Here is a 12,086-nt window from a genome sequence, read left to right on the forward strand (position 1 = left end):
CGAGCGACCCCTGATGAGGCGTACTTTGCAGCTTTGCCGTTTGCACAAATGCAGCCGGCATAACCCCGAGGATCTCGCTTAGCAACTGGGTTGAATTGTTCAAACAAGTGGGACCACTTCTGGTTTATAACCAGCCGGGACTTGACGCCAGAGAGGGTGTTAGCGATAGTAGCCATGCGTCTTAAAGCTCCGGCAGTACACTCGGCGCTTCGCCACTGTACCGAAACAGTACCTGGCTCACAAACTTGGAAAATCCCCTAGTGCTAGGGAAAGACTAAAAATCACGCTAGATGTTGTTTGTAAATACTAGGGATTTTTAAGTGGTGCCCGGGGCCGGAATCGAACCGGCACGCCTTGCGGCGGGTGATTTTGAGGTATTTAGTGCAATTGCCCGGCTTGAACCTGACCAATGAGAACGCCTTGTGGCTGCTGTCCATTGTCTGGACGCTGTATGTCGTCATCGTGGGCGTATGGATTTTGCTGCAGCGCAGTGCGCCGGTGGCCACGCTGAGCTGGCTGCTGTCCATGGCTGCCATCCCTGTGGGCGGGCTGGCTATTTACTATTTTTTCGGTCCCCAGCGCTTCAAGCGCCAGCGCATCAAGCACCTGCGGGCCCGCAAGAGTGCGCGTGTGCGCGCCAGCGTGCAGCGCATGCGCGAACGCATGCCGGCGGATGCGGAGCGCCTGCATCAGGTCGCCAGGCTGATCAACGCCACCAGCGATTTCCCGGTGAGCACGGCTACGGATCTGCAACTGCTGGTTGGCGGTGCGGCCACCTATGAGGCCATCAGCACGGCCGTGCGCGCCGCGCGCCACCATGTGCACCTCGAGTACTACATCTTCGAGCCCGACAGCACGGGCACGGCACTGCGCGATCTGCTGGTGGAGAAGGCCAGAACCGGGGTCGAGGTACGGCTGCTCGTCGATGCGCTGGGCTCCAAGCGCCTGGGCAAGCGCTTCTTGAAGCCCCTTCTCGAGGCGGGCGCTGAAGTGGCCCTGTTCCATGATGCGCGCGTGGGCCGACGCCTGCGGCCCGTGATCAACTTCCGTACTCACCGCAAGATCCTCATCTGCGATGGCCTGGTCGGCTTTACGGGAGGGGTCAACGTCACCGACGAAGAGAACGTGAACGTCATGCCCGATGCCTACCACGACGTGCATCTGAGGCTTGAAGGTGCGGTTGTCAACTGGCTGCAGATCGTCTTCCTCGAAGACTGGGCCTATGCGCTGGACAAGCTGCCGCAAAGCCCTCCCGAAGACCTGGAGCTTTTGCTGCCCGAGGTCGGCGACGGCCACCTGCCCATGCAGGTCATCACCTCAGGTCCGGACAACGGGCTGCAGGCGATTTACCGGGCCCATCTGGCCGCCATCAACGCGGCCGAGCAGCGCGTCTGGCTGACTACCCCTTATTTCGTGCCCACCGAGGCGGCCCTGGCCGCGCTCACGAATGCGGCTTTGCGCGGTGTGGACGTACAGCTTTTGGTGCCCTACAAGTCCGATTCGGCCCTGGTCACGGCTGCGGCGCGCTCTTATTTTGACGAGCTCATACGCTGCGGCGTGCGCGTCTATGAATACAAGGCGCGCATGCTGCACTCCAAGACCCTGGTCGTGGACGATGGCATGGCGATCATCGGCACGCCCAATTTCGACTACCGCAGCTTTTTCCTCAACTACGAGGTCTGCGTGATCGCCTACGGCCCCGTGCTCAACCGCGATCTCGCCGCCCAGTTCGAAACCGATCTGCAGCAGGCCCAGCGTGTCCATTACAAGCGCCGGCAAGGCTTTGCCCAGAGGTTGTTCGACTCGGCAGCCAGGCTGTGCTCGCCATTGCTCTGACCCGGCAGGGTGTGTGCTTGCCGTGACCTTTGGTGCACGTGGCTGGCCTGGCTGCGGGCTGTCCTGTCACGCGCGGCCCGGGGCCGCAGGCTGCGCGCATTGGCGATGCGGCAGCAGCCCCTGGCGCGCTTACTGGGCTGCCCAGCCGCCGTCCATGTTCCAGGCCACGCCGCGCACATTGGCGCCGGCCGGGGAGCAAAAAAATACCGCCAGCTCGCCCAGCTCCTCGGGTGTGGTGAATTGCAGGGAGGGCTCTTTTTCTCCGAGCAGCAGCTTGGTGGCTTCCTCGTTGGTCAGGCCATGTTCGGCGGCCTTGGCGTCTACCTGTTTTTGTACCAGCGGCGTGAGCACCCAGCCCGGGCAGATGGCGTTGCAGGTAATGCCCGAAGTGGCGTTTTCCAGGGCCGTGACCTTGGTCAGGCCGATGATGCCGTGCTTGGCCGCCACATAGGCCGATTTCTGGGCGGATCCCACAAGACCATGGACCGAGGCCACGTTGATGATGCGACCCCAGCCTTTGCCTGCATCGGCAGCCTGCATCATGGGCAGTACCAGGCGGGTGGTGTGAAAGGCGCTGGAGAGGTTGATGGCGATGATGGCGTCCCAGCGCTCAGGGGGGAAGTCCTCGACGCGTGCCACATGCTGGATGCCGGCGTTGTTGACCAGGATGTCGACCTGGCCGAAATAGCGCGCGCTGTACTGGATCATGTCCTCGATATCTGCGGCGCGGCTCATGTCGGCGCCATGGTAGGCTACCTGAGCTCCCGCAGCTTGGCCTGCAGCCAGAACCTCGGCTCGTGGGCCATCCACATCGCCAAAACCATTGAGAACCACATTCGCCCCCTGGCGTGCCAGGGATTTGGCGATGCCCAGGCCAATGCCGCTGGTTGATCCGGTGACAAGGGCAGTCTTGCCTTTCAACATAAAGCTTCTCCGAATGAATTACGATGCGATGGCCGCCATTATCGGTGCCGGCTCATCGAGTGTGTTTGCATGAATCAACCTAGGCTTTTTTACGTATCCTGTCCGGGGGCTGCGGCGCGTCCACCAGCATGGACGCTGGGCAATGAAGAGCAGGGGCGCGGGGCTGCCTTCGCTCAAGCTGGCCCTGTATCGGAGTCGGCCCCAGGCCACAGGATGGCCTGCTGGGAGTGGAACAACACCGGCGATCCTGCCCATCCCCATGTCATCGTCTGCGTCCACGGGCTTTCGCGCCAGGGACGTGATTTTGATGTCCTGGCCCAGGATCTCAGCCGCAGTGCGCGCGTGATCTGCCCTGATGTGATCGGGCGCGGCGAGAGCGACTGGCTGCAGGATCCGTCGGCCTACCAGTTGCCGGTTTATGCGGCCGACATGCTGGCCTTGCTCACCCTGGTGCATGCCCAGGGCGAGATCACCAGATTGGACTGGATTGGCACCAGCATGGGGGGGCTTGTCGGCATGGCGCTTGCAGGTCAGCCGGGTCTGCCGTTGCCCAGGCCCATCAGTCGGCTGGTGCTCAATGATGTGGGGCCTGCGATCGAGTGGTCTGCCCTGCAGCGCATCCAGGGCTACCTGGGCAAGAACCTTCACTTCCCTGACGCCGAGCAGGCCGCGGCAGAGCTGTACTTGATTTCCCAGGGGTTTGGCCCACATGACCAGCGGCAGTGGTCGGCGTTGACGGCTCCCATGCTGCGTCCTGCTGGCGATGGCGGCGTGCAGCTGCATTACGACCCGGCCATTGCCGAGCCCATGGCGCAGATGACACAGGAGCAGGCCCAGGCCGGTGAGGCCTTGCTGTGGCAGTTGTATGCGCAGATCAAGGCACGTGTTTTGCTTGTCCGTGGTGCGCAATCCGATCTGCTCTCGGCTGCCACGGCCAAGGCCATGGGTGAGCAAGGGCCCAAGGCCCATTGCGTGGAGTTCGAAGGCGTGGGGCATGCCCCCACGTTTGTTGCTGCAGGGCAGGTGGCCTTGCTGCGAAAATTTTTATGGGGAGATGAGTGTTTGCCAAGCACCTTGAGTCTTGCCGAACAAACGGGGAGGGCTACAGCATGAAGCCTGCCAGCAGTGTGACCCCTGGGCTGCCGCATCTGATTGCGGCGACGGCCCAGCCTTTGCCCGGACAGCTCAATGCGCTGGAGCGTGCGAGGGCATTTGCAGAGCCGCTGATCGCCTGTGAGACCATGGACAGCGGCGAGAACACGCTTGAGCATGCCGATGCCGTGGCAGCCATTTTGCAGTCGATCGGTGGCTCGGAAACCATGCAGGCCGCAGTCTATCTGGTGCATGCCAGCCTGCACCTGAACCGTCCCCAGGAGGTGATTGGCAAGCTGTTCGGCGAGAACTTCGCCACCTTGGCCGTTGAGACCACCAAACTCATGCGCGTGCAGCAACAGGCATGGGGGGCTGAGCATGGCGGGCAGCATGTGGATGACGAGGCCACGCAGACCGAGAACGTACGCAAGATGCTGCTGGGCTTTTCGCGCGATCTGCGCGTGGTGCTGCTACGCCTGGCCTCGCGCCTGCAGACTCTGCGATTTTATGCGGCCAGCAAGCGACCGGTTTCGCCCAGTCTTGCGCGCGAGGCGCTGACCGTGTTCGCTCCCCTCGCAAACCGGCTTGGCATATGGCAGATCAAGTGGGAGCTGGAAGACCTGTCGCTACGATTTCTGGAGCCTGAGATCTACCGTGAAGTGGCCTTGCTGCTGGATGAGAAGCGGGCCGAGCGAGAGCTGCACATGGAGCAGATGCGCTCGCGGCTGGAGTCGGATCTGCGCTCGCACAGCATCAGTGCCACAGTCCAGGGCCGGCCCAAGCACATCTACAGCATCGTCAAGAAGATGCGTGGCAAGTCGCTGAACTTCGACCAGCTGTTCGACATTCGCGCCATGCGCGTCATCGTGCCCACAGTCAAGGATTGCTATGCCGCCTTGTCCTGGGTGCATGAGCAGTTCACGCCCATAGAGGCCGAGTTCGACGACTACATTGCCAAGCCCAAGCCCAATGGCTACCAGTCGCTGCACACGGTCGTGCGTGACGAGGCCGGGCGGGCGACCGAAATCCAGATCCGCACCCAGGCCATGCACGAACATGCCGAGCATGGCGTGGCTGCGCATTGGGCGTACAAGGAAGCCGGAGCCAAGGGCTATGCGGGCGTGACCGCTAGCAGCGAGTACGACTCCAAGATTGCCGTGCTGCGTCAGTTGCTGGCCTGGGGGAGCGATCTTGCGGGGGCCAATCATCGCGGTCTGTTCGAGGACCGGATCTATGTGCTCACGCCGGATGCGGCGGTGATCGAGCTGCCTCAGGGCGCAACGCCCGTGGACTTCGCCTATTCGGTGCATACCAGTCTGGGGCACCGCTGCCGTGGAGCGCGTGTGGACGGGGTCATGGTGCCTTTGAACACGCCGCTGGAAAACGGCCAGACCGTGGAGATATCCACGGTCAAGGAGGGGCGGCCTTCGCGCGACTGGCTCAATCCCGAGCTAGGCTACCTGACCAGCAACCGGGCCAAGGCCAAGGTGCGTGCCTGGTTCAATGCCCAGGCCACACACGAGACCGTGGCCCGAGGGCGGGAGTCCGTGGAAAAGCTGCTGCAGCGCGAAGGCAAGACGGCGCTCAAGCTCGATGAGCTTGCCGTGCAGCTGGGCTTTAAATCGGCCGATGCCTTGTTCGAGGTGGTCGGCAAGGATGAGTATTCGTTGCGCAATATCGAGGCCGTGCTGCGGCCCTCGGATGAGCAGGAGGAGGACGAGGAGTTCTCTCCCGTGCGCAAGGCGCGGGGTACCGACTCGCCCAAGGGCGGGGTGCTGGTTGTGGGCGTGGACTCCTTGATGACCCAGCTGGCCAAGTGCTGCAAGCCCGCACCACCTGACGAGATTCGCGGCTTTGTGACGCGGGGCAAAGGGGTGAGCGTGCACCGCGCCGACTGCTCCAACTTCCATGAGCTCGCCGCACGCAGTGTCGAGCGTGTGATCGATGTGGCCTGGGGTCAGCCCAAGGCCTCGGCTGCAGCATCAGCTGTCTATCCCGTGGATGTGGCTGTGGAGGCTGCTGACCGTCAGGGTCTGCTGCGCGATATCTCCGAGGTCTTTGCGCGTGAAAAAACCAATGTGATCGGCGTGCAGACCCAGTCCGTCAAGGGCACGGCCTGGATGACCTTCACGGTCGAGGTCTCGGACTCTGGGCGGCTCAACAAGGTGCTGGCCATTGTGGCCGGCGTGGCCGGCGTGCGTTCGGCGCGCCGGCGTTGATGGACCAGGGTGCCCGGCCCCGGCTTCAGGCATCTTGGACATCTGGCCAAAGATCTTTGGCAGTGCTCGTGCCAAGTCTTCTGCGCTGGTGCAATTGCAGACCATGGACTTGCCCCAGATCAGGGCCATGCCTTGAAATTGTGGGTGTAAATGTAAATTCCTATGAATTGTTAGGGCATGATTTATGCTGGCTTGGCACCAGGGAGTGCATACGGCCAGCAATCGCTTGCATGCGGGTCGGCGTTTGTCACCGGCCCTGTGAACCATGCGCCTGATCCGTTTTGTCCCGGGCCTGTGCGGCGCATCTGTGTCGCAGGGTTTCGTCGGGCATGCGTATTCGCTGCCCTGAGGGCGTGCATCGATGCAGGCAGGCCATGGATGTGCCCGGCAACCTATTCCTCTTCCAATCAATGCGAGACAACATTATGTCGAATAACCATTTGCTGCAGCCCACACCTTCGGCTTACACCTACCCCTTGCTCATCAAACAGCTTTTGCTGACGTCCATGAGCCTGCACAGGGAGCAGGAAATTACCTATCGTGGCGAGCTGCGCTATACGTACAGCGACTTTCAGCAGCGCATAGCCCAGCTCGCGAATGCCTTGACACGGCTGGATGTAGGGCTGGGCAGCACCGTGGCCGTCATGGACTGGGACAGCCACCGCTATCTGGAATCCTACTTTGGCGTGCCCATGATGGGAGCTACCCTGTTCACGGTCAACGTGCGCCTGTCGCCCGCGCAAATCCTCTATACGCTCAAGGATGCAGATACCGATGTACTGCTGGTGCACACCGACTTCCTGCCCGTGATCGAGGAGATCCGTAGCCAACTGCCACGCATACGCCATATCGTGGTGCTGTCCGACGATGGCATGCTGCCTGCCACCAGCCTTGAAGTGGCTGGCGAATATGAGGCCCTGGTGGCTGCCGCGAGCAAGGAGTATGCATTTCCTGAGCTCGATGAGAACACTAAGGCGGTGACCTTCTACACCACAGGCACCACGGGTGATCCGAAGGGCGTGTGCTACAGCCATCGCAATATCGTGCTCCACACCATGGCTTCAGCCATGAGCCTGTGCTCGCCCGGCGGCGAGCAACGCTTGAGCTGTGCCGACGTCTACATGCCGATCACGCCCATGTTCCACGTCATGGGCTGGGGCCTCCCCTATATCGCCATCACGCTGGGTCTGCGCACCGTGCTGCCGGGCCGCTATCTGCCCGATGTGCTGCTCAAGCTGCGAGAAACAGAAAAGGTCACTTTCTCGCATTGCGTGCCAACCATCCTGCAAATGCTGCTTGCCGGAGCCGACAAGAGTGGGCAGGACTTGAGCGGCTGGAAAGTCATCATCGGCGGCTCGGCTCTGCCTCCCGGTCTGTGCGCGGCGGCCCTGGCCAAGGGCATGGACGTGTTTGCGGGCTACGGCATGTCGGAAACCGGCCCCGTGGTCTCGCTGGCACTCACGCCAGTCGAAGGCGGCCCTCGCAATGCCCAGGAGGATCTGAGCCTGCGCAGCTCTACGGGTCGTCCTTCGCTGATGGTGGATTTCCGAGTCGTCGATGAAGACATGCGTGACGTTCCGCGTGACGGCGTGAGCCGTGGCGAGATCGTGTTGCGCTCGCCTTCGCTGACGCCGCTGTACTTCAAAAAGCCCGAGGCTTCGGAAGAGCTCTGGCGCGGCGGCTACCTGCACACCCAGGACATAGCCGTCATGCATGCCAATGGCGTGGTGCAGATCGTGGACCGGCTGAAGGATGTGATCAAGACGGGTGGAGAGTGGGTCTCATCTATCGAAGTCGAAGGGCTGATTACCCGGATCGATGGTGTCCAGGAGGCCGCCGTGATTGGTGTGCCCGATGCCAAATGGGGTGAGCGCCCCATGGCCTTCGTGGTTGCGGCCCCCGAGGTCAAGGCGGAGTTCGTGCGCGAACAGCTGCTGGCCCATGTCCAAGCCAAGAAGCTCAGCGCCTATGCGGTGCCCGAGCTAGAGCGCATCTGTCTGGTGGACGAAATCCCCAAGACCAGCGTGGGCAAGATCAACAAAAAGCTGCTGCGTGAAAACACGCCTGCGGTGGCGTAAGCGTGTTTTTACAGCTCGAATGCGCTGAACCCGTCCATCCTCGCCATAGCAGCAGCCATGGCTGAGGTTGGAGTCCTACTTTGACTGCAGTCCCGTGCGCCTGGTGATTCAACGAACCCGGGGCTGTGTTCGGTGCACAGCTGCCCGAGAGAGCTCCGGCTTTCAGTCGAGCAGGCTCAGATCCAGGCGGCCTTCATGCATGGGCGGGCACCAGAAATAGCTGCCCGTCAGCGCCCGTGAAAAGTCGAACAGGGCATCGACCAAGCCGTCGTCCAGGCCCAGCATGCGCCGCATCTGCGCTTCGAAGGCGTAGAAGCTGCAGCCAAAGGCCGAAAACATCAGGCCGCAGCGATCACTGCCCTCAGGACTGGGGCTCCACCAGGGCATGGAGCGGCGCATGAGAAAGGCTTCGGGCTTGAAGTCTTCCTGAGCCGTGCGCTTGACATGGGCTGTTTCCGGTGCGTCTTCAAGCTCTTCGTTGTCGCTGAGCTGCCTGCCTATGGCGTGGTCGCGTGCCAGCGCCGACATGGCATGGAAGGCGGTGAAGTCGTGCTCCCATTGCTGTAGGGCCCAGTAGCTGCTGCCATCCAGACCCGGGCCTTGGCCCGAAGCAATCGCCGCAGCATATGCGTCCTGTTCTACGGGGTTTTCCGTTCCGTCTTCGTAGCCGGTAAGGTCTCGTCCAAAACCGTTCGGCCCGCGTCCATGACGAAAGCCGTCGACGATCTGCTCAAGAACCAGGCCCGGCGCGAGCGCGTCGGCCAGCTCACGCGTGAGCACGAGAAGATCACCACGTTCTGCGCCGCGCAGCCACAGGCAAAGGGCCGAGGGCGTGCTCGGGGCAGCGGCTTCACCTGTGGCCTTGAACGCGGGAAATTCGTGCAGGCCGGGTATTTGTTTGCCAAGTGCTTCAAGCAATTGGGAGCCAAGGCCTGCGACCACCTGCTGGCCGTCGACCCGGGCCTGCAGGCTCAGCAAGCTCTGCTTCAATGCCAGAGCATCGCCAGCAATGCGAAAGAACACATAACGACCCACTGCAGGCAGGGGACCCAGAATTCCGGCTTGAGACAAATCCATGTGAAGCGTGTGAGGTTTGTTGTTAAGGGTTGCAAACATTGTCGCCGTATCTGGGATTTCCGAGTCCTGCTCTGGCCCATGCAAGGCCGTGGACGCTTTTACAGGAGCGGATACTGAAAAATATCGGGACTTCCCAAAACACTCCCAAAAGGGCTGCTAGAATCGCTTTTTCGGTAAAACGACAGGCGCGTAGCTCAGCTGGTTAGAGCACCACCTTGACATGGTGGGGGTCGTTGGTTCGAGTCCAATCGCGCCTACCAAATACAGGCAAGCAAAACCAGAGCTTGTGCAAAATGCCCGCTGAATCAGCGGGCATTTTGTTTTTTAGCAGCATCCTGCATGCTGAGTGCCAACTTTGGGCTGGCCCCTCCAGGCTGCCGCGCAGAGGGGGCGCAGCCTGGAGGGGCCACCAAGAGTGGCGGCAGGTTTTATTCAGGCATCTTGATGGAGCAATTGGCGTCGGAAAACGGCCCGCCTGTCTTGCTCCACTGCGGTCCGGGCGATTCAGGCTCGCACATGGTGGCGCCGGTGCTGCTGTTCTTCCACTGGTAGTAGATGCTGGGTTGCGCGCTTGCGAATCCGGCAGTGAGGCCCAGGAAGAGGGCGCAGATGGTGGTGATGCGTTTCATGGTCACTCCTTTGCGTTGAGGTCAACGATAGGTCAGGGAATTGCCGGCCTCGATCAGCAAGGCCTTGGTCTGGGTCACGATGGCCGTGCGATAGGCCTCGTAGCGTGCATCGGTGATGGCATTGTCGTTGCGCGTGCCGCCAGCCGTGGTGGGTGTGCCGCCAAAGTAGTTGTTCATCACGGGAACATGGATGTGGCCTGCAGGAATGTCCAGCCGGAAGACATCGCGCAGCACGGTGTTGCGGTAAGCACTCTCGTTGGAGAGGTAATTGCCACCGCCGCCTGCGCTTGAGCACCAGCCGGGGTCGGGCTCACTGACCAGGGAGAGATCGGGCAGCGAGTTCATCACATTGTTGGAGGCCACACTGGTTGTGACGTTCACATTGCAGTCCGCGAAATAGCCGTAGTTGGTGTGCCAGGTCACATCGAAGCCTTCCGTTCCCTGGCTGGTGACTCCCGGTGGGCGGGTAATGCCGCGGCGCGTATCGGCCGTGATCATGGCCGCCACCGGCAGCGAGGCCTTGGAGAACTGTGGCGGGAAATCCTTGATCCATGAGGCGGCGCTATCGTAGCCCAGCCAGCGCTTGGGCGGATTGGTATTGCAGCCCGAGCCGGGTATGGAGATCGGATCTGTGTCCGGGGCCGTGACCGTGCCTAGTGGCAGTACATAGCCGGGGAGGCGTGTTGCGTCGCCCGCAGGGCAGTAGATGATGCCGTCATTGCCGGCGCTGGGGCCATGGTAGCGGCCGTTGTACTCTTCGAGCCAGAACTGGTTTGCGCCGCCCTGGCTCATGGTGATGGATGCATCCACGCGCTGTGGTCCGGGCTGGAACCAGGGGCCCAGGGTGTCCTCCTGCATGCCCAGGTTGAACGGGTCGTAGCTCACGGGCAGAACATAGGCTTCCACGCGCAGTGTGCTGCCGTCGGCGAGCTTGATCTCTCTGCCATCCATCTCCAAGGCGGTTGCCCCCGAGGGGTTGCCATTGCGCAGTCCGGTATTCGGTGTTCCAGGCTTTCCGAGTGTGAAGACATCAAACCCGCTGACGATCATGCGGCGGTATTTGGAGCCGTCGGCGGCCTGGCCTGCGCGCAAGTCGATGTCGTACTGCCCGCGCGATGCACGTTCGAACTCCCAGTGCAGCTTTTCGCGCTGAGCCTTGCTCAATGCAAACGAAGGTGCCCACTGGCGCAGGGCCTTGCTCATGTAGACCCGCGTCCAGTACAGCATGCGGTCGTCGCTGGCGGGCAAAACACTGTCTGCAGGTGAGGCGCGCCGCCCCTGAACGCGGTCGACAGCGGCGCGCCACAGTGCCTGGCCTTCCTCCTTGACGACCTCGATGGCGCTTTCGAAATCCGCAATGGCTGTCTTGCCATCGGTTGCACAAAGACGGGCGGCAAACGCAGGCTCGAAACCATCGAAGCCCGTGTCCTTGACGATGCGCTCGGCCAGGGGCGTCTGGTCGTTGGTCGTGACATTGGCGCCGCTGAATGGCAAGGGAGTCTCCAGGCGCCGCTCTTCGTAGGCAAGCTGGACATTGCGGTCCCAGGAGCAGGCGACAGATGGAGTTTCGGGACCAGGCTTGGGGGCAGAGGGACCATCGCTGCCGCCGCAAGCAGCAAGCATGGCGGCCGAGGCCAGGCAGATCAAGGTGGGGCGAGAGGGAGTGAGCGGGAAAAGCTGCATGGAATGGGTTCTTTCTTCGGCCGTGTCGTGCATTGCAGCGGCCTGAATATGGCGTGACAGTCAACCGGCGAGGCGGGCCGGCAATGAGGCATGGGCGTGGCTGCGCCCGGGCTTCTCCTTTTCTGGCTTGCGACAGACGAGGCTGTCCTCGGGTCATCCGGCCTGGGTGCCTGGTTGTGGCTTGTTGGCTGGTCGATTCGTCTGATGGATCGGCAATGACGCAAGAGAGCCTTGCTCAATGTGAAGCACGGCTTGCTGTGAATACGCTCTGAGGGGGGGCCAGAGGCAGGTGCCTTGGCTGAAGGGGGCTGGTCAGGGCTGCGTGAGCTATCGGCATGTCTCCTCCTGGTTCATATACGAAGCGTTATGAAACGAACAAAGCAAATGTCAAATTATTTTTATTGAGTTTGATTGTTCAACGATTTGAGGTGTATTGGTGAAAACACTTGAGTTGATTTTTGTTTTAACAAGGGTTTTCCATGAGTTTTTTGCTTTTCAATGCATTAATTGTTGAACGCTGATTGGCAGGCAGGCAGGCAGGCAGGCAG

8 protein-coding genes, 1 tRNA gene and 1 pseudogene are annotated in these 12,086 nt (G+C 61.4%); 5 read left to right on the top strand and 5 right to left on the bottom strand.

The genetic code is table 11. The features are described 5' to 3' along the window. Positions 1–321: 321 nt before the first annotated feature. A pseudogene (locus G486_RS24190) lies at positions 322–396 on the bottom strand. Here G486_RS24190 and cls point away from each other — a divergent pair. Further along, positions 397–1,836 (top strand): cardiolipin synthase, encoded by a 1,440-nt coding sequence (cls, locus tag G486_RS0120190; RefSeq protein WP_027017165.1) that lies wholly within the window; start codon positions 397–399, stop codon positions 1,834–1,836. 129 nt (positions 1,837–1,965) lie between these two features. Here the strand turns inward: cls and G486_RS0120195 are convergent, their stop codons facing one another. Beyond that, the gene (locus G486_RS0120195) at positions 1,966–2,760 is read right to left on the bottom strand and encodes a 3-hydroxybutyrate dehydrogenase (protein ID WP_027017166.1); all 795 of its coding nucleotides are present in this window, start codon (positions 2,758–2,760) and stop codon (positions 1,966–1,968) included. 213 nt (positions 2,761–2,973) lie between these two features. Between G486_RS0120195 and G486_RS0120200 the strand changes: the two genes are divergently transcribed. From G486_RS0120200 to G486_RS0120215, 3 genes are all read left to right on the top strand, one after another. Beyond that, positions 2,974–3,873, top strand: a complete 900-nt coding sequence (locus G486_RS0120200) for an alpha/beta fold hydrolase (protein ID WP_034388618.1) — start codon at positions 2,974–2,976, stop codon at positions 3,871–3,873. After that, a complete protein-coding gene (locus G486_RS0120205; RefSeq protein WP_027017168.1) occupies positions 3,870–6,071 on the top strand; it encodes a RelA/SpoT family protein in 2,202 nt (733 codons plus the stop codon). Before G486_RS0120200 ends, G486_RS0120205 begins: the two co-directional genes overlap by 4 nt. Before the next feature lie 425 nt (positions 6,072–6,496). After that, on the top strand, positions 6,497–8,149 hold the full coding sequence (locus G486_RS0120215; RefSeq protein ID WP_034388620.1) for a fatty acid--CoA ligase: 1,653 nt from the start codon (positions 6,497–6,499) through the stop codon (positions 8,147–8,149). 162 nt (positions 8,150–8,311) lie between these two features. Here G486_RS0120215 and G486_RS0120220 read toward each other — a convergent pair whose 3' ends face one another. After that, positions 8,312–9,226, bottom strand: a complete 915-nt coding sequence (locus G486_RS0120220) for a Dyp-type peroxidase (RefSeq protein ID WP_027017170.1) — start codon at positions 9,224–9,226, stop codon at positions 8,312–8,314. Positions 9,227–9,409: 183 nt separating this feature from the next. Between G486_RS0120220 and G486_RS0120225 the strand changes: the two genes are divergently transcribed. Beyond that, positions 9,410–9,486, top strand: a tRNA-Val gene (locus G486_RS0120225). A gap of 168 nt (positions 9,487–9,654) precedes the next feature. On the opposite strand, the gene G486_RS22960 is transcribed toward G486_RS0120225, so the two are convergent. Together G486_RS22960 and G486_RS0120235 are read right to left on the bottom strand one after the other, a co-directional pair. Continuing rightward, the gene (locus G486_RS22960; RefSeq protein ID WP_034388645.1) at positions 9,655–9,855 is read right to left on the bottom strand and encodes a hypothetical protein; all 201 of its coding nucleotides are present in this window, start codon (positions 9,853–9,855) and stop codon (positions 9,655–9,657) included. Positions 9,856–9,876: 21 nt separating this feature from the next. Beyond that, positions 9,877–11,538 carry a hypothetical protein gene (locus G486_RS0120235; protein ID WP_027017171.1) on the bottom strand — a complete coding sequence of 554 codons (1,662 nt, stop codon included), beginning with the start codon at positions 11,536–11,538 and terminating at the stop codon, positions 9,877–9,879. Between the last annotated feature and the right edge of the window lie 548 nt (positions 11,539–12,086).

Origin of the sequence: Comamonas composti DSM 21721 (genome assembly GCF_000429845.1) — a bacterium.
GTDB classification, from domain to species: domain Bacteria; phylum Pseudomonadota; class Gammaproteobacteria; order Burkholderiales; family Burkholderiaceae_C; genus Comamonas; species Comamonas composti.

Coding starts and splice junctions, on each gene's coding strand:
- G486_RS0120195 (WP_027017166.1), bottom strand. CDS start 2,760: ATGTTGAAAGGCAAGACTGCCCTTGTCACCGGATCAACCAGCGGCATT.
- G486_RS0120200 (WP_034388618.1), top strand. CDS start 2,974: ATGGCCTGCTGGGAGTGGAACAACACCGGCGATCCTGCCCATCCCCAT.
- G486_RS0120205 (WP_027017168.1), top strand. CDS start 3,870: ATGAAGCCTGCCAGCAGTGTGACCCCTGGGCTGCCGCATCTGATTGCG.
- G486_RS0120215 (WP_034388620.1), top strand. CDS start 6,497: ATGTCGAATAACCATTTGCTGCAGCCCACACCTTCGGCTTACACCTAC.
- G486_RS0120220 (WP_027017170.1), bottom strand. CDS start 9,226: ATGGATTTGTCTCAAGCCGGAATTCTGGGTCCCCTGCCTGCAGTGGGT.
- G486_RS22960 (WP_034388645.1), bottom strand. CDS start 9,855: ATGAAACGCATCACCACCATCTGCGCCCTCTTCCTGGGCCTCACTGCC.
- G486_RS0120235 (WP_027017171.1), bottom strand. CDS start 11,538: ATGCAGCTTTTCCCGCTCACTCCCTCTCGCCCCACCTTGATCTGCCTG.